12 protein-coding genes are annotated in these 18,132 nt (G+C 59.1%); 6 read left to right on the top strand and 6 right to left on the bottom strand.

Annotated features, from left to right (window positions below; translation table 11 throughout):
* Window positions 1-842: 842 nt before the first annotated feature.
* Window positions 843-1,970: a DUF3549 family protein gene (locus GRX76_RS16045; RefSeq protein WP_160154228.1), complete on the bottom strand. Its 1,128-nt coding sequence runs from the start codon at window positions 1,968-1,970 to the stop codon at window positions 843-845.
* A 143-nt stretch (window positions 1,971-2,113) separates the two neighbouring features.
* Window positions 2,114-3,643 carry a Na+/H+ antiporter NhaC gene (gene nhaC, locus GRX76_RS16040; protein ID WP_236250416.1) on the bottom strand — a complete coding sequence of 510 codons (1,530 nt, stop codon included), beginning with the start codon at window positions 3,641-3,643 and terminating at the stop codon, window positions 2,114-2,116.
* Between the two features lie 403 nt (window positions 3,644-4,046).
* Between nhaC and GRX76_RS16035 the strand changes: the two genes are divergently transcribed.
* The 6 genes from GRX76_RS16035 (at window position 4,047) to GRX76_RS16010 (ending at window position 11,523) form a co-directional block, all read left to right on the top strand.
* Window positions 4,047-5,222, top strand: a complete 1,176-nt coding sequence (locus tag GRX76_RS16035; RefSeq protein ID WP_160154227.1) for a 1-acyl-sn-glycerol-3-phosphate acyltransferase — start codon at window positions 4,047-4,049, stop codon at window positions 5,220-5,222.
* Between the two features lie 108 nt (window positions 5,223-5,330).
* Entirely contained in the window at window positions 5,331-7,508 is a 2,178-nt protein-coding gene (gene dinG, locus GRX76_RS16030) for an ATP-dependent DNA helicase DinG (protein WP_160154226.1), read from the top strand.
* 30 nt (window positions 7,509-7,538) lie between these two features.
* Window positions 7,539-7,871, top strand: a complete 333-nt coding sequence (locus GRX76_RS16025) for a YqcC family protein (protein ID WP_160154225.1) — start codon at window positions 7,539-7,541, stop codon at window positions 7,869-7,871.
* A 349-nt stretch (window positions 7,872-8,220) separates the two neighbouring features.
* Window positions 8,221-8,895 carry a RimK/LysX family protein gene (locus GRX76_RS16020; RefSeq protein ID WP_160154224.1) on the top strand — a complete coding sequence of 225 codons (675 nt, stop codon included), beginning with the start codon at window positions 8,221-8,223 and terminating at the stop codon, window positions 8,893-8,895.
* Between the two features lie 109 nt (window positions 8,896-9,004).
* Complete coding sequence (locus tag GRX76_RS16015) at window positions 9,005-10,537, top strand: UUP1 family membrane protein (RefSeq protein ID WP_160154223.1); 1,533 nt, start codon at window positions 9,005-9,007, stop codon at window positions 10,535-10,537.
* Window positions 10,537-11,523 carry an alpha-L-glutamate ligase-like protein gene (locus GRX76_RS16010; protein ID WP_160154222.1) on the top strand — a complete coding sequence of 329 codons (987 nt, stop codon included), beginning with the start codon at window positions 10,537-10,539 and terminating at the stop codon, window positions 11,521-11,523. Before GRX76_RS16015 ends, GRX76_RS16010 begins: the two co-directional genes overlap by 1 nt.
* Before the next feature lie 77 nt (window positions 11,524-11,600).
* On the opposite strand, the gene GRX76_RS16005 is transcribed toward GRX76_RS16010, so the two are convergent.
* The 4 genes from GRX76_RS16005 to GRX76_RS15990 all read right to left on the bottom strand — a co-directional run bounded on the left by GRX76_RS16005 (window position 11,601) and on the right by GRX76_RS15990 (window position 17,857).
* Complete coding sequence (locus GRX76_RS16005; RefSeq protein ID WP_160154221.1) at window positions 11,601-14,372, bottom strand: valine--tRNA ligase; 2,772 nt, start codon at window positions 14,370-14,372, stop codon at window positions 11,601-11,603.
* A 189-nt stretch (window positions 14,373-14,561) separates the two neighbouring features.
* Window positions 14,562-15,581: a hypothetical protein gene (locus GRX76_RS16000; protein ID WP_160154220.1), complete on the bottom strand. Its 1,020-nt coding sequence runs from the start codon at window positions 15,579-15,581 to the stop codon at window positions 14,562-14,564.
* A gap of 21 nt (window positions 15,582-15,602) precedes the next feature.
* Window positions 15,603-16,028 (bottom strand): DNA polymerase III subunit chi, encoded by a 426-nt coding sequence (locus GRX76_RS15995; protein ID WP_160154219.1) that lies wholly within the window; start codon window positions 16,026-16,028, stop codon window positions 15,603-15,605.
* Between the two features lie 359 nt (window positions 16,029-16,387).
* On the bottom strand, window positions 16,388-17,857 hold the full coding sequence (locus tag GRX76_RS15990) for a leucyl aminopeptidase (RefSeq protein WP_160154218.1): 1,470 nt from the start codon (window positions 17,855-17,857) through the stop codon (window positions 16,388-16,390).
* Between the last annotated feature and the right edge of the window lie 275 nt (window positions 17,858-18,132).

Here is an 18,132-nt window from a genome sequence, read left to right as displayed (position 1 = left end):
AGTTTTGGGGTCGATAAATCGGTGGGAAAATTGGTGGGTAAGTCGGACGTCACGCTCACTGAGGCGTTGAGCGGGAGGTGTCGCCAGCATCACAAATGGATGTGGCAGAAATGCAAAATGCCGCTCCTAGAAGCGGCATTTGCATGAACCTGCTATGAACGTGATTATTTAACCACTTTCATACAGCGAACATTATCGGATGCCATCCAGCAATCCGCGTCCGCAGGACAGGCCATGGAAGTCGGAATTTGTTCTGACCCCGGAGGGCAGGCGGCCGGCATCGGAGCCGGTGCACAACAACCTGCGAGGACCAGTGCACATATAATTCCGGTTAAGTACTTGGCTGGAGTGAAATTCATCCCCTAACTCCTTTCCGTTGATGTTAGTCAATAGCATAGACAATAAAACGTCACCTGTTTGGTGTGCTTTGTAAAAATATTTTCTACAAACATACCGCCCAATGGAGTGTAATAGGCACGCGGTTAAAATAGCCGCCACAGGTGAATTCAGGATAAAACTGCCGCCAGTTTGTCACGCTCATCGGCCCTTATTTAAAGGGTTTTCCGCCAAATTGCGGTCTGATGTGTTGCGGAGCGGAGAATAAATTTTTTCAGCCAGGTGAAATAAATTTTATTTTCTTCTGGTGAATTGGTTTTTTGAATGGATTGGCGCCAGAAAAGTAAAAATTTATTTCCGTTGCGCGCAAAACAAGTGAATGAATTACGCGCATATTTTTTGTTGGCTGTGGAATCAGGGTAGATCAGCGGGCGTAGCCGTGCGGGTACGGTGGCGCCAGATCTCTCCTGTTGGAGAGGCGAAGACAATGGCTAACCGCGCAAGGCTTAGGAGCTGCCACCTGGGTGCAGGAAATTACCGAAGGCTTTGGCGACGGGTTCCGGCCTTTCCGGGTTGCGTAATACCCCAAGCAGGACATTGCGCAGCTGCGGTAAAAACAGCAGGTCGGTAAGCAACAGGTTGAAGGTTTCCTGCGGCTGGCTGCTGCTGAGTCGTTCCAGCCACAGCTGGGCGATCTCCGGTACCAGAAGGTCGTCACAGCACCGGCTGCCGATGGCGGCGAGTATTTCCCCCTCAGTAGCGGCTTCTGATTGCAGTAACCGAAGGAGAAATTGCTGGCGCATGCCCTTGGCGGGGCTGTGTGATAGGCCGCGAACGACCGCCGTTATCAGGTTGATATCGGGCTGGTCGCTGGCCAGCGACTGTTCCGCGCGGCGGATCAGCGGCTCGGCCAGGGGGTGATCAATGGCTTCACTCTCCAGGCACTGGCAGAGGGGAATCAATACCGGTGTGGCAAACCGCGGCAGGGTGTTTGCCAGGTTTGCCTGCTCGTCCTTCCAGCGCATCGCCAGGTCTGCAATACCCTGGACTGCCAGTTGTTCCCAGGGGAAGGCTGCGGGATCCTTGGCGTAGGCTTTGGCGGCCGGGTAGTGATCGCTGGCTGGCCGCTTCAGGAAGCGGGCGGATTTTGCGTGGAACACCGCGCGCCTTTCGGGGGGCGGGGCGAACATCAGGCCGCTATCGTCCAGTGCCCGCTGCAATTGCTTGCCAGGGTCCCGGCTCTGGTCTTTATCCGGTTGCGCTGCGGCCGCAGGCTGCAGTGCTTGCTGTAGCTGCTTGAGAAACCGATCGCGGATCGGAAGTAGCAGCTTGCCCTGCTCGTCCAGTGGCAGGCGTAAAAACCACACGATTGGCTCGGCGCTTGCCTTTTGCTGCTTTTTCTCTTCCTGCTTCGCGTTCTCTTCCTGCTTCGCAGTCACTGGCCAGAGCAATAGCCCACACCAGGCTTGGCGCAGGTAGGGGCTGGGCCAGGGGGCAGTGCCGGCTTCAAATGCATCACTGTCTTTTTTACTGATGGGCGTTACCCGCCGCCCCAGGTCAAACCAGCGCAGATTGAAGTCGGCGGCGGCAATGAATTCGGAAAGGGTGCTGGGGGGCAGGGGAGATGAAGTCATCTGGCTCACGGTGATAGGTCTGAAATCGTAAAAATGGCGGCGGGTAGCGAAGGTATTAACGGGTATAAGCAGGGATGTTGTTGCTGGCAAGCGAAAGGCACCGGGTTGGTCACTGGCGCCTTTCGCAGAAGAGGTGAGCCGGGTTAGCTTGCGCGGGTCTCTTCCATCGCAGGCTCGGCCTCAGGCAGAACCTCCTGTTTGCCCAGGGGCATCTGCTTGAAGTGCAGCCAGCCATAGGCGATGGCCAGCAGCGGGCAGATGATGTTGAACAGGGCGAAAGGCGCGTAGGTAAAGGTAGCGATGCCCAGGGTGGCGCTCATATAGGCACCACAGGTATTCCAGGGGATAAGTACCGAGGTAATGGTGCCGGAGTCTTCCAGGGTTCGGGACAGGTTGAGGCCGTGCAGCCCTTTGCCCTCAAAGGCTTCGCGGAACATGCGCCCGGGAATGATGATGGCCATGTACTGGTCGCCGGCGGCGGCGTTCATGCCGAAGCAGGTCAATACGGTGGAGGTAATCAGGCCGCCGACCGAGTGTACGCCAGAGAGCGCCCAGTTAACGATGCGCTCGAGGAATCCCGCTCGCTCCATCACGCCACCGAAGGCCATGGCGGAGATGATCAGCCAGATGGTATTGAGCATGCTGCTCATGCCGCCTTTGGACAGCAGCGATGCGACCGCTTCGTTGCTGGAGGTGGATTTATAACCATCGAACAGGCTGTGCCAGGCGCCTTTCAATAGGCTCAGTGGGCCTTCACCACCGGCCAGCTGGCGAGTGGCATTGGGCTCGAAAATGATGGCGATCAGGCAACCAACCAGGGCGCCGATGATGAGCGTCGGGTAGGCCGGGATCTTCTTCCAGGCCATGAACAGCAACAGTGCCAGCGGCAGCATGCTGACGATGGAGATGCGGAATTCTTCCTGGAGGGCGCCCAGCAGCTTCTGGATATCATCCGCGGAAGCGTGCCCCGTATCTGAGGAGAGACCAATGGCAGCGAAGATGACCAGGGCGATGGTAAATGCCGGGATGGTGGTCCACAGCATATGGCGGATATGCAGGAAGAGGTCGTTGGAGGTCACTGCGGCCGCCACGTTGGTGGTGTCGGACAGCGGCGACATCTTGTCACCAAAATAGGCGCCGGAAATGACCGCGCCTGCGGTAATCGCGGGGTTCAGCCCCAGTGCTGCGGCGATGCCCATCAGGGCCACACCCAGGGTGCCCGCCGTGGTCCAGCTGGAGCCGATACTGAGACCGACCACGGCGCAGATGATACAGCTGGCGGCGTAGAACCACTGGGGTGACAGCATCTGTACCCCGTAGTAGATCATCGACGGCACCGTGCCGGCGAGAATCCAGCTGCCAATTAGCGCGCCCACCGCCAGCAGAATCAGGATGGCGCCAAACACCAGGCTCATGCCGTGCAGCATTCCCCCTTCCATTTCCTTCCAGGTAAAGCCGTTTTTCATACCCATCAGGGCAGCGACACCGGCACACAGGAGCAGGGCGATCTGGTTAGGGCCGTAAGAGGAATCGGCGCCGTAGAAAAAGACGGACAGGAAGAGCAGGGCAATAAGAACAAGCAGGGGGATCAGAGCATCCAGCAGGCTGGGTTTGCGGTGGTCACTGCCGCGCGTGTTGCTGTTCGCGGGTGTGCTGGAACTGGTCTGGCTCAAGGTGTTCTCCTGCGTTTTTGGCAGCCCCGCTTGTGGCCGGTCCGCCGGGTCAGTTTCTTGTTATCTAGCGCACAAAGCGCCCTATTCTCGGGGGAGGCCCGGCAGAAGTCTATAGCCGTGCCCCAGCGGCGTATGTCAGTCGCGCCGCGGCGGCGCATATCAGTCGCGCCCCGGCGGTGCACATTCGGCGGGCACCCCGTGCTTCCGGTGTGTGGAAATCACACGCCGTGGAATTACCGGCCAGTCTGCCGCAAGACTGGCAGTTCTTCCTAGCATCCGGTATGTTCTGCGCCGTTTCGCCGGCTATACCCTGTGGGGACCTTTAGCTGGGCCACAATAAGAATTGGCCAGAGCGCAGCGTCCGCAGAGTTCGCGCGCTGAAGTTGGCAGGTAGCAATATCCCATGAATGCGAGAAATTTGGATCCCAGTCTCTTTGAAGATATCCGCCCTTACCGGGACGATGAGGTGCGCCCGGCGCTCCGCCGCCTGGTAGACGATCCGGAGATGTCCCGGGTGGTGGCACACTTCCTGTTGCCCGGTATGGCGAGCAAGCTCGAGCGCCCGCTGGCCTGGCTGGTGCGCCAGTTTGTCCGTTTTGAATTCCGCAAGGCCAACAATGTGCGTGGGGTTCAGGATGTTATTGCCCGCTATCTGGACAAGGCGGTCAATCGCACCAGCTGCGGACTCAGCATATCCGGGCTGGATACCCTGCCGAAAAATCGCGCCTGCCTGTTTGTGAGCAATCACCGGGATATCGCCATGGATCCCGCACTGGCCATCCTCGCCATGTACAAAGAAGGGCACGAGACCTCGCGCATCGCCATCGGCGACAACCTGCTGTCCAAGCAATTCGCCAGCGATATCATGAAGCTCAACAAATGCTTTGTGGTGAAGCGCAGTTCCGGCAGCCGCCGCGAGAAGCTGACGGCGGCCACCACCCTGTCCAACTATATCCATCACTCCATCGTCAACGACAACGAGCATGTATGGATTGCCCAGCGTGCCGGCCGCGCCAAAGACGGCCGCGACCGCACCAACCCGGCGCTGGCGGCGATGTTCGGTATGGCAAAGCCCAAGGAGCAGCCGTTTGCAGATTTCTGGCGCGAGTTGCACATAGTGCCGCTGTCCATTTCCTACGAGTGGGACCCTTGCGACCGCTACAAGGCGCGGGAGCTGTACATCACCGAGCACCAGGACGAGTACCAGAAAGAGGCGCACGAAGACCTGGGCAGTATTGCCAAGGGCGTCGTGGGGCAGAAGGGGCATATCCATGCGGCCTTCGGTACCCCGATCGAAAATGACTTCAACGATGTGACCGCACTGGCGGAAGAGATTGATCGCCAGATCATTGGCAATTACGTGCTGCACCCCACCAATCTCATCGCTTACCAGATGATTTATGGTGAGGCCCCGGCGCTCCCGGTGGGCTACCCGGCCAAGCCGTGGCACCCGGATGAGCACCAGGAGATTCGCGAAAAGTTCGAAGCACGCATGGCGGCGATCGACGAGCGCTGGCGCGACAAGGCGATTCAGGCCTATGCCAATCCGGTGGTGTCCCGCCTGGCGTTCGAGTCCTGATACCCGGTCTCTGTGCAATGTCAGCGGGTTTTGTCATTGGCTAAACCCTGAGCAAGCGTGGATAATGCCCGGCTGATTTAACCCCAATGTATTTTCAGCCGGTCCCCAGTGCTCAGCGATAAAGACAAAGAATCCATCCAAACCGCCTATCGTCAGTTTCTCAACGGTCGCGAACTGAAAGCCCGTTATGGGCAGAAACTGATGATTGCCTCGATCGCCCGCGCCCTGGGCGGAATCCAGCGCAATGGCGCCGGTGAGCGGGATCACGGCAAGACCGATGGCCAGCACATTTGCGTGGTCGAGGCGGGCACCGGTACCGGTAAGACGGTCTCCTACCTGCTGGCCGCGATCCCCATGGCCATCGCCCACGACAAGACGTTAGTGGTTTCCACGGCCACGGTCGCGCTTCAGGAGCAGATCATCTACAAAGATCTGCCCGAACTCATCCGCCACTCCGGTCTCAAGTTTGAAGTCTCCCTGGCCAAGGGCCGCGGCCGCTACCTGTGCCTGTCGAAACTCGACCAGCTGCTGACCGAGCTGACCTCCAGCGGCGTCGGTGCTTCCCTGGCACTGTACGAAGACGAAAAGCCGCAGGTCGATGAGGTGGGGATCAAGCTGTACCGGGAAATGGCTGATCAGCTCTCCACCGGCAGCTGGGATGGCGACCGCGATAACTGGAAAGACACCATCGAGTCGGAAGACTGGAGCCGCGTCACCACCGATCACCGTCAGTGCAGCGGCCGTCGCTGCCCCCATGTCAGCAGCTGTAGTTTCTTCCGCGCCCGCGAAAGCCTCGGTAAAAGCCGGGTGATTGTTGCTAATCACGATCTTCTGCTGGCGGATTTGGCCCTGGGTGGCGGCGCGATTCTGCCGCCGCCGGAAGACACTATCTATGTCCTCGATGAGGCGCATCACCTGCCGGACAAGGCTCTGAACCACTTTGCCCACCACAGCCGCGTCGGTGCCACCACCGGCTGGCTGGACCAGGCGAACAAGAACCTGAGCCAGTTGCTGGGTGAAATCGGTGATGGCGGTGAACTGGATCGAGCGGGTGAAGACTTGCCCGCGCTGTTCACTTCCGCCAAGCAGAAACTGGAAATGGCCTGGCCGCTGCTGGAAGACCTGTGTGACTTCGAAGAGGAGCGCGGCCGCTCTGGTGCCAATGGCCCCGGGCGCAGTGCCCGTCACCGCTTTGAGGGTGGCGTGGTGCCGGAGTCCCTGATGCAGCTGGCCGATCAGCTGCGAGAAGACTTCGATGAAATGGAAGCCTTGCTCAGCAAGATGGTGCAGGTGGCCCAGCGCATGATGGAAGACGCCCACAGCCCCGTACCTATTGTCGATCTGGAGCGCTGGTACCCGGTACTCGGCAGCTGGCACGGTCGCGCCGAGGCTAATCTGGAGCTCTGGGCCAATTATTCGAGAGTGGATGAGGGTTCCGTACCCCAGGCGCGCTGGGTAACACTGGTGGACTGGGGTGGCTCTTTTGATTTCGAGGTATGCAGTTCTCCCATCCTCGCGGGCAAGACACTGGAGTACAGCCTGTGGCGTCGCTGCTACGGAGCCGTGTTGACCTCCGCCACCCTGACCGCCTTGGGGCGCTTCGACCGGCTGAAAATGCGCGCCGGCACGCCGGACAATGCCAGTTATGAAGTCGTGCCCAGCCCGTTTGATTTTTCCCGCGCGGAATTGCGTGTTCCCAGGGATGCGGTAGAGGCGAATAACGCAGACCTGCACACGGACGCGGTGATTGAAGCGCTGCCGGGGCTGCTCGATACCTCGACGGAATCGTCCGGTGGCAATGGCGCGCTGGTGCTGTTTGCATCGCGTCGGCAGATGGAAACCGTCTACGAATCCCTGCCGGGCACCTGGCGCAATCGCATCCTGATGCAGGGGCAGCAGTCCCGGCAGCAGCTGCTCGACAGCCACAAAAAAAGTATCGATAGCGGCGGCCACAGTGTGCTCTTTGGCCTCGCCAGTTTTGCTGAAGGCCTGGATTTACCGGGTAATTACTGCAGTCATGTGGTGATTGCCAAGCTGCCCTTTGCGGTGCCGGATGATCCCATCGAAGCGGCACTGGCGGAGTGGATCGAAGCCAAAGGCGGCAATCCGTTTATGCAGATCACCGTCCCTGATGCTGCCCTCAAACTGGTACAGGCCTGCGGTCGCTTGCTGCGCACCGAATCGGACAGTGGCACCATCACCTTGCTGGACCGGCGGATTGTTACCAAGCGCTACGGTCGTGCCATGCTGGATTCGTTGCCGCCATTCCGGCGCGGAATTAACTGAGCGCCCCATTAACTGAACTAATTTGAATCAATGAAGTCGATTTACCCCGATATTGCCACCCTGTTACTGGAGCTGGAAGCGGAGCTGCGTACGCTCAATCTATGGGATGAAGAGTGGCCTTCGCCAGAAGCCCTGGCCAGCACCCAACCCTTTTGCGTGGATACCCTGACACTGCCACAGTGGTTGCAGTTTGTCTTTTTGCCGCGCATGAGCCACTTGGTGGAGTTCGAGCAACCACTGCCGCAGAAATGCGGTGTAGCGCCCATGGCAGAGGAGTTTTTCCGCGGTGGCGAGCTGCCGGTGGCCGCGTTGGTGCGCAAGCTGTCCGAGATCGACGAGCGCCTGGAGCAGGGCGAGGGCTGAGTCGTCGAGTTGGACGATTGGGGTGGTCAATTGGCGGCGCAAATAGTGCCGGAAACGGCCAGTGGATTCACTGTCGGGCCGGATGTCGCTTGATTCGTTGTGACCAATTGGTACCATCTCGTCTTGATTTGCGCCGGAGACTATCCTTCACCGGTTGCATTGGGTGCCGCTGGCCTTGGGAGTCCACCCTGGCTCCGGTGCAGCCTGACGGCGGATGAGGTACTATCCGGGCTTCGCAAAAATCGGGCGACATGGACGGTCCGACCCCCATACCGCCAGGAATACACAAAAAACATCGCACAGGGCCGGCTTTTCCGCCCCTTAAGGTAGTAATAAACAGATGCGGTTTTTGCCTTTAGTTTGCTTTTTACTGGTTGCGCAGCTGCTTGCCGGTTGCCAGAACCTGCCAGATATCGGTGCCGGAACCCCGGCAACGGATGAATCCCCGACCCTGACAACCGCCGATTTCGATCCGAGTCTCTGCCCTGCGGCGGAAACCGTGGTGTGTGCTGAGCCCGAAGTCAAAGTGGTGGAGCGGGTGATTGAGCGCAATTTCGAAAAAGTGGTGGAAGTGCCGGTTGCCAAAGACAAGCTGGTGCTGGGTTCGGAAGAGCTGTTTACCGTGGAGCCGGGCGGCGTGCGCCTGCGCGCACTGGTGGATACCGGCGCAGCGACTTGTTCGCTGAGTGTGCTGGACCTGACCCCATTCGAGCGCGATGGCAGCGAGTGGGTACGCTTTAAGCTGGGTGACGGCAGTGATGTCGAACCTGTCAATGTCGAGCTGCCCATCAAGCGCCATGTGCGGGTTGCCCGCCCGGGTTTCGATCGCCAGCGCCGCCCCATTGTCGACATGAGCCTCACCGTGGGTGAGGTGACCCATATGGTCGAGGTCAACCTGATCGAGCGCGGGGAGTTTGAGTTCCCACTGCTGGTGGGGCGCAACTTCCTGAAAGACGCCGCAGTAGTGGATGTCAGCCGCAAACAGGTACAGGGTAAGCCGCAATTGCCTTCCTTTAGCAAATAATTCCAGTACTAAAGCCCCAAAATGTGTGCCGGGCACTGGCAGATCCGCCAGTTACCGGCAAGAATAAGCAGCCACAAGCTGTACACAACAACTAAGCGGGGAATGGCGAATGTCGCCACGGGCTCAGGTCTATATTCTCGCCGCGCTGCTCGCACTGATGGGCGCCGGCCTCACCATCTATAAACATTTTGAACTGGGCTTCCCTCTGTTGCCCGGTGAATACCGCACCGTCTGGACTATCGAAGCCAAAGTAGGCTTTACCGCGGACGGCGGTCCTGTCAAAGCGGCCCTCACCTTGCCGCGCGCTCAGCGCAATATGGAAGTGCTGGGGGAAACCTTCAGTTCATCCGGCTACGGGTTCAATATCATTCGTGCCGATGACGAATATCGTGCGGTCTGGGCCAAGCGTCACGCGGCGGGGTCGCAATCCCTGTTTTATCAGCTGGATGTGCATCAGACACCCGGCGCAGCACTGGAACAGCCCCTCGATCTGAGTACGGAAGTCACCAAGCCCTTGCTCGGTGCCCGTGAGCAGGAAGCGGTGCGCCAGGCGATTTTCTCGCTGGTGGAAACCGCACGTGAGCGCTCCTCCGATATTCGCACCTTCACCTCCGAATTGCTGATTGCCCTGGGTGACAATCGCAATCAGGACCGCAACCTGATCTTCGGCTATTACCGCGATCAGTCCTTTGTGGATGTGTCGCTGCTGGTGCTGGCTGCCGCGGATATTCCCGCGCACCGGATTCGCGGGCTTTACCTGGAAGATGACCGGCGCCGCCTGGATCCGGAAGACCTGCTGGAAATCTATGACGGCAAGCGCTGGGTAGTATTCGAGCCGCTGAGCGGTTCTCCAGGGGTGCCGAAAAACTTCTTTATCTGGCAGCGCGGCGGTAAGAGCCTGTTGGATGTGGAAGGCGGGCGCAATTCCAAGGTCACCTTCTCGGTAATCTCCAACGATGTGCCGGCCCGCGATGTGGCCATGCTCAGCACCAGCCAGGAGAAAGAAGCCCTGGTGGACTTCTCCATTTACAGCTTGCCCATCGAGCAGCAGAGCATCTTCAAGCTGATCCTGCTGGTGCCGGTGGGTGCCCTGGTGGTAGTTCTGTTGCGCGTTTTTGTGGGCTTGCGCACTTCCGGTACCTTCATGCCGGTACTGTTGGCCATTGCCTTTATTGAAACCCAGCTGCTCACCGGCCTGTCCATTTTTGTGCTGATCCTGATTCTGGGGCTGTGGGTGCGCTTCTATTTAAGCCGGCTCAACCTGCTCCTTGTGGCGAGGATCGCCGCCGTGGTGGTGACGGTGGTGATATTGATGGGCGCCATCAGCGTGGTGAGCTACAAGCTGGGTATCGAGCAGGCGCTGACGGTGACTTTCTTCCCGATGATCATTCTCGCCTGGACCATCGAGCGCATGTCCATCGTGTGGGAAGAGGATGGCCCTTACGAAGTGGTGGTGCAGGCCGGCGGCAGTCTGCTGGTGGCAGTGCTCGCCTGGTGGGTAATGACCAACCGCTTTATTGAACACTGGACATTCAACTTCCCGGAATTGCTGCTGGTACTGCTGGGGGTAATCCTGATCATCGGCAACTACACCGGTTTCCGCCTTGGTGAACTGGCGCGCTTCCGCCAGCTGGTGCGCTAATGCAGTTGCCGTCCTTTTTCCGCGGCGGGCTGGTCTCGCCATTCCAGTTGCGCAAAATTGGTGTGTTGGGTATGAATGCGCGTAACGTGCGTTATATCGCACGTTACAACGACCGGGACAAATACCCGATTGTCGATGACAAACTCAACACCAAGCGCCAGGCCAAGCGTTTCCGTATTCCGGTCCCCGAGCTGATTGCGGCCTTTGAAACCCAGCCCAGCCGCACCCGGGTTATGCAGGTGATCGAGCCGCTGGAAAAGTTCGTGATCAAGCCGGCGCGCGGCTCTGGCGGCAAGGGTATTCTGGTTATTGTCGGGCGCGATGGCGACGATTACCTCAAGCCCTCGGGAAACAGGGTGACGGCACTGGATATCCAGCGCCATGTCAGTAATGTGCACAGTGGCCTCTACAGCCTCGGTGGTAAGCCCGACCGGGTGATGATCGAAGCACTGGTGGATTTCGATCCGATTTTTGACAAGTATTCCTTCGAAGGCGTGCCCGATATCCGCGTGATTGTATTTCGCGGTTTTCCGGTGATGGCCATGCTGCGATGTTCCACGCACGACTCCGATGGCAAGGCGAACCTGCACCAGGGCGCTGTGGGGGTGGGAATTGACCTCGCCACTGGCAAAGCCTCCCATGCGGTGCAGCGCGGTATCCGGGTGGATATTCACCCCGATACCCAAATGCCGTTTTCCGATCTTGAGGTGCCGGGCTGGGCGGAACTGGTGCGCCTGGCGGCCAGCTGCTATGAAATGACCGGCCTCGGTTACCTCGGCTGCGACATAGTCCTCGACCGCAAGCGCGGCCCTCTGTTACTGGAGGCCAATGCCCGTCCGGGTCTTGCGATCCAGATTGCCAATGGCATCGGCTTGCGCACCCGCCTTGAGCATATTGAGTCGATGGAGATGGAGCAGCTGGAGAAAAACGTGGAAGAGCGGGTGGCATACTCCATGGACTATTTTGCCGCACCCGGCTCGATGTAAATCGCTTTAAGGCAATCAAAACAATAAATGGCGAACCGTTTCCGGTTCGCCATTTTTTTACCCGTAAATCGTGAGACTTACAGGTTTTTCAGAGATTCCAGCTGCTGCTCGAAACGGGCGCGGGCGCTTTCCATTTCTGCCAGCTTGGCCTTCTCTTTGTCCACAACTTCCTGCGGGGCCTTGTCGACAAATTTGGGGTTGTTGAGCTTGCCGGATACGCGGCCTAGCTCTTTACCCAGTTTGTCGATCTCCTTCTGCAGACGCGCGCTTTCCGCTTCTACGTCGATCAGGCCTGCCATCGGCACCAGCAGTTCCAGCTCGCCGACCAGGGAGGTGGAGGAGGCTGGCGCATCGGTACCTTTTTCCAGCCAGTCGATGGACTCCAGGCTCGCCAGTTTGGTGAGCAGGCTGCGCGTCTGGTTCAGCAGGTCCTGGTCCTGCTCGGAACCGTTGCGCAGGATCAGCGGGATTTTCTTCGCCGGGGAAATATTCATTTCACCGCGAATATTACGCACGCCTTCGATGACGCCTTTCAGCCAGGCAATCGCCGCTTCGGCATTGTCGTCGATGCGGTGCTGGTTGGCTTCCGGGTAGGGCTGCAACATGATGGTGTCGCCGCTCGCGCCGGCGAGACCTTTCACGCGCTGCCAGATCTCTTCGGTGATGTACGGCATCAGCGGGTGTGCCAGGCGCAGAATGGTTTCCAGCACGCGGATCAGGGTGCGGCGGGTGCCTTTCTTCACCGCATCCGAGGCGTTGTCGTCCCACAGCACCGGCTTGGACAGTTCCAGGTACCAGCTGCAGTACTCGCCCCATACAAAGTCGTACAGTGCCTGGGAGGCCAGGTCGAATCGATAATTATCGATTGCTTCCTTTACGGTCAGCTCGGTGCGCTGCAGCAGGGAAATGATCCAGCGATCGGCGATGCTCAGCTCAAAATCTTCGCTGCCATCCTGGCCGCAATCGTGACCGTCGCAGTTCTGCAGCACGTAGCGGGAGGCGTTCCAGATCTTGTTGCAGAAGTTTCGGAAGCCTTCGATACGACCCACATCGAACTTGATGTCGCGACCGGTAGAGGCCAGCGAGTAATAGGTGTAGCGCAGGGCATCGGTGCCGTAGGCGGCGAGGCCTTCCGGGAATTCTTTGCGGGTCTGCTTCTCGATCTTCTCGCGCAGGTGCGGCACCATCATGCCCGAGGTGCGCTTGGCTACCAGGCTCTCGAGGTCAATGCCGTCGATCAGGTCGATGGGGTCCAGCACATTGCCCTTGGACTTGGACATCTTCTGGCCCTGACCGTCGCGCACCAGGCCGTGTACGTAGACGGTTTTGAACGGCACTTCTTTCTTGAAGTAGAGGGTCAGCATCATCATGCGTGCGACCCAGAAGAAGATAATGTCGAAGCCGGTGACCAGCACGGAGGTCGGGTGGAACGCCGCCAGCTCCGGGGTTTCTTCCGGCCAGCCCAGTGTGCCGAAGGTCCACAGGCCGGAGGAGAACCAGGTGTCGAGTACGTCGTCGTCCTGGCGCAGTTCGATATCGCCCAAATTGTGCTTCTGGCGTACTTCTTCCTCGCTGCGACCGACGTAGACCTTGCCGTCGTTGTCGTACCAGGCCGGGATGCGGTGGCCCCACCACAGCTGGCGGGAGATACACCAGTCCTGGATGTCGCGCATCCAGGAAAAGTACATGTTCTCGTAGTTTTTCGGCACGAATTCCACGCGGCCGTCTTCCACCACCTTGATGGCTTCGTCTGCCAGCGGCTGGGTTTTCACGTACCACTGGTCGGTGAGCCACGGCTCGATCACGACACCACTGCGGTCACCGCGGGGTACTTTCAACGTGTGCGGGTCGATTTTTTCCAGCAGGCCGAGATCATCCAGGTCGTCGACAATCTGCTTGCGCGCGGCAAAGCGTTCCATGCCGCGGTACTTCTCCGGCACGTTGTCGTTCAGATTGGCGTCTGCATCGAGGATGTTTATCATCTCGAGGTTGTGGCGCTGGCCCATTTCGTAGTCGTTGAAATCGTGGGCCGGGGTGATCTTCACACAACCGGTACCGAACTCCAGGTCGACATAGTCGTCGGCGATGATCGGGATCTCGCGGTCGGTGAGCGGCAGTTTGATGGTCTTGCCGATCAGGTGCTTATAGCGCTCGTCTTCCGGATGCACCGCCACGGCGGTGTCGCCGAGCATGGTTTCCGGGCGGGTGGTGGCAACCACGAGATGGCCGGAGCCGTCAGACAGTGGATAGCGGAAGTGCCACAGGTGGCCCTGTTCTTCCTCGTTCAGTACTTCCAGGTCGGAAATTGCGGTGTGCAGTTTCGGGTCCCAGTTCACCAGGCGCTTGCCGCGGTAGATCAGGTCGTCTTCGTAAAGGCGGATGAAGACTTCCTGCACCGCCTTGTAGAAGCCGTCGTCCATGGTGAAGCGCTCGCGCGACCAGTCCGGGCTGGCGCCGAGGCGGCGCAGCTGGCGGGTGATATTGCCGCCGGACTCTTCCTTCCATTCCCACACTTTCTCGATGAACTTGTCGCGACCCAGTTCGTGGCGGTTCTTGCCTTCTGCGCTCAGCAGACGCTCCACCACCATTTGGGTAGCGATACCGGCGTGGTCGGTACCTACTTGCCACAGGGTGTTGTCGCCCTTCATGCGGTGGTAGCGGATCAGGGCATCCATGATGGACTCCTGGAAACCGTGGCCCATGTGCAGGCTGCCGGTGACGTTCGGCGGCGGAATCATGATGCAGTAGGGATCGGCGGCGGTATCGCCGGAGGGCTTGAAGTAGCCGTTGTCTTCCCAGGTTTTGTACCACTGTTGTTCGATGGCGTTGGGCTGGTATGTCTTGTCCATGCGCGGGGGAATGCCTTGCTTTGAATCGCTTTGCCGCCCGGGGCCGGATCAATGGTCACACCGGGGCGATGAAATGTAAGGATGAGTATAAAAGGGTGAGTATATAAATAGGGGCGGAATTATACCGCCGGGGCGGGTAGGGCAAAAGGCTGCCCGCCGTCGGATGGCAGACCCGAGCCCGGATAAGAGCTACTCGGGTGCTTCCAGGGGGTAAATTTCGTCCACCAGCGCCGTGATATTGGCCCTGAGCTGTTGTTCCAGCTCGGCCATTTGTTCCCCCACCAGTTGCTTGATCAGGCGTTCCCGTTCACTTGGCGTCGGCTGTTTTTGTTCCTGTTCCTCTTCCGGTGCCGCAGCGGGTTCCTGGGCGATAGCCGCAGGCTCCGGGGAGGGAGCTGCTGGTTCGACCTCGGGACGCGGAATCCGGCCGCCCGTCAGGCGTGCGCGGATATGTGGGGGCAGGAATGGGTTTTCGGTCATTACCGGCACTTTGTATTGGCTGGCTTTTTTAATCGGTGCTTCTTTTGCCGGTTCTTCTGTTACCGGTGCATCTGGTGCCCCTTTGGAAGTTTCGCGTGGCGCAGCAGATATTTGAGGCTCTATTACCCGGTCTTTCGGGCGTTGTTCTTTGGAATCCTCTTTGGAGCTCTGCTTGAGGGGAGCTTGTTGCTGCACGATCTCCTGCACACTTGGCTCCTCGCCTTGAGGGCCCTCGAACAGGCTGGGCTGAAACTCTTCGCGAGGCTCCTGTCGCTGTGCATTCAACTCTATTGGCTCCCTGTCGGCCTCGATGCGGACTTCCGCTGCTGGCGACTCCGGCGAGACGGTCTCAATCTGCGGTGCCGGTGTTCCAGGCTTGCGCGGCAGGTTCTGTAGCGGGCGCAGCAGTTCCAGGTCGGCGTCGCTCAGTTGCGAGGTCATCTCCTCGATCGGTTCTTCGTCGACCGGGCTGAACAGGATAGGCAGGTCGGCTTCCTGCAGCGGGCGCGGCGGTGCCAGTGGTGCGCGCTGTGATGGGGATGGGTGGCTACTTGCGCTGGCTGAGGGCTGATCGCTGCTGCCGGGGGAGGGTGTTGCAACCTGGTCGAGCAGGGGGATATCGGCTTCCATGTCACTGCCGAGCAGTTCCCGCAGCGAGTTGAGCTCGTTGAGCAACTCGTGGGAGGGCTGGCCGCGGTGGTGTTTTCTATTTTTCTTTCGACCGGACATGGTTGGCGTTTGCTGTGCGCTTTAGTTGGGAATTTTATGGGATTGTAACGGATATCCCCTGTCGCGAAAGTGACTGTATCGCGTTCTGGAGCGGGCGAGGGAGTCCGGATGCTGGCAGACGATTTCCGCGAGGCGGTCGAACTGGCTGAACCAGGTGGGTATGTCGGCACAGAGGTTGATGAGGAGGCCGTGGTGTTGGCCGGGGTCTTCGCCGCTGTTGATTTCGATGGCGGCCTGCTGGTCGGCGTTTTGCGGAGCGTGGGGCAGGAAGCTGTCTTCCCGGAAGTCCCACAGCAGGTCATCGAATTTTTGTGCCTGTTCGGGCGTATCCACGGCAATCAGTACCCGCAGGCCGTTGCGGAAGGCTTTCTCGGCAAGGCGGCAGGCGAAGTTGTCGATTTCTCCCGGGTTTTCAGAAGGGAGGACGTAGAAGTCTATTCGGGTCATTAAATAGTCGCTTTTGTGCTCGAAAGGCAGGTGCGAAGGCGACGGTGCCCCGTATAGCCTTGTAAGACCTTCCGCGAGAGGGACCTCGCGGAAGAGCCCCCATGGATGGGTTTACGGCGTGTCTTACAAGGCTGTACCGGGTAGCGGCGCCGCCACAGATCTGGTTCCGTGCTCCGAAATAAATGCTGTGGCGGCGGAACCGGCGGTGACGATTTGCGAGACACGCCGTGAACCCATCCCTGGGGGCTCGGCTGCGGCCGTCCTGGCCGCAGACGGTCTCGCAAATCGTCCCCGCCGGTTCCGCCTTCGCTTCGAGTTTTATACTTCGTAGTTTCCTGTATTTTTCGTGGTGCAGCCGATTATTTTTTATTCAGAATGTATTGCAGCAGCAGCGGTACCGGGCGTCCGGTTGCACCTTTGGCGGCGCCGGACTTCCACGCGCTGCCAGCGATATCCAGGTGCGCCCAGTTGTAGTCTTCGGCGAAGCGCGCCAGGAAACAGGCGGCGGTGACGGAGCCGGCTTCGCGGCCGCCGATATTCTGTAGGTCGGCGAAGTTGGAGTTCAGCATCGGCTGGTACTCATCCCACAGCGGCATGCGCCAGGCGCGGTCACCGGTGGTTTCGCCAGCATTGATCAGTTCTTCCGCCAGTTTGTCTTGGTTGGCGTAAAGGCCAGTGGCGTGGTGGCCGAGGGCGATTACACAGGCGCCGGTGAGGGTGGCGATGTCGATAACCACGCTGGGCTTGAACTTGCCGGCCCAGGTGAGGGCGTCGCAGAGCACCAGGCGGCCTTCGGCATCGGTATTCAGGATCTCGATGGTCTTGCCAGACATGGAGGTGACGATGTCGCCTGGCTTACTGGCGCGGCCGCTGGGCATGTTTTCCGCTGCGGCAACTACGCCGACAACGTTCACTGGTGCGTTCATCTCCACCAGGGCATTCATCACCCCGAAGACACTGGCGGCGCCACACATGTCGAATTTCATTTCATCCATCTGCATACCGGGCTTGAGGCTGATGCCGCCGGTATCGAAGGTAATGCCCTTGCCCACGAGGACGATGGGCTTCTGGCCCGTTTTGCCGCCCTTGTAGTTCATGGCGATCATCGCCGCCGGCTCGTCACTACCCTTGGCGACGCTCATGAAGGCGCCCATGCCGAGAGATTCCATTTTTTTGTTGTCGAGCACTGTAGTGGTCAGCTTGGTATGTTTTTTCGCCAGCGCCTTGGCTTCTGCCGCTAGGTAACTGGGGGTACAGATATTGCCTGGGAGGTTGCCGAGTTCGCGGGCAATGTTGCTGCCAAGGCCCTGGGCACTGCCGATATCGACGCCTTTCTGCACTTCTTTCAGCTGCTTCTTGTCGCTGGCATGCACAGTGAATTTCGCCAGCGGGTAGGGTTTGGCTTCACTGAGGCATCGGGTGAACTTGTAGGCGGCGAGACCGGCGGCCAGTGCCAGTTGGTTGGCCTGCCAGTTGGCGTCGGCATCGCTGACGGAAACTTCGGCAAGGTAGCTGGTGGCTTCTTTCTGGGCGGTTACGGCTTTGGCGCTGGCATCGGCGAGTTTGCGGAACTCCGCCTTGCTGATCGGGGTTTTGCCAGAGCGCACCAGCAGGGCGCGCTCGGCGCCGCCTTCCAGAAGCGGCACCATCAGGGTGCTGCCCGCCGCGCTGCCGAGGTCGCCGCGCTTGAGCAATTTGGCCAGGCTGCCGTTGCTCGCCTTGTCGAGGGCATTGCCGCTGTCGGTAAAGCGGTTTTTGTTGTCGACGGCGATTATGGCGCAGGCAGTGCGCTGTTTGCTGATGTCGGTGACCTTGGCGGTAAACTGCATGTAATGGTTCCTTGATGTTCTTTTAGCGATGCTCTTATAGCGAGTAAGCCCCGGCGGCTGATTGTTCACCGCAGTCGACACCGTGCTGTGTCGCTTCGGTAGTGCTTTGGTGCTGCCGTTGTGGTTCTGCCGTTCTGTCTTCCCGACCCCGGGCCCTTGAGCAAAACTGCGTTTGGGGCGGGGGAGCATTGAATATCCGAGCGCGAAAATGGGCAATACTCAGGGTAGACAATTCCCAGTGCAGGCAAAACGGGGCGATCAAATTGGCCTGAATA

Origin of the sequence: Microbulbifer sp. ALW1 (genome assembly GCF_009903625.1) — a bacterium.
Taxonomy (GTDB): domain Bacteria; phylum Pseudomonadota; class Gammaproteobacteria; order Pseudomonadales; family Cellvibrionaceae; genus Microbulbifer.
This window is presented reverse-complemented; position numbering and strand designations above follow the sequence as displayed.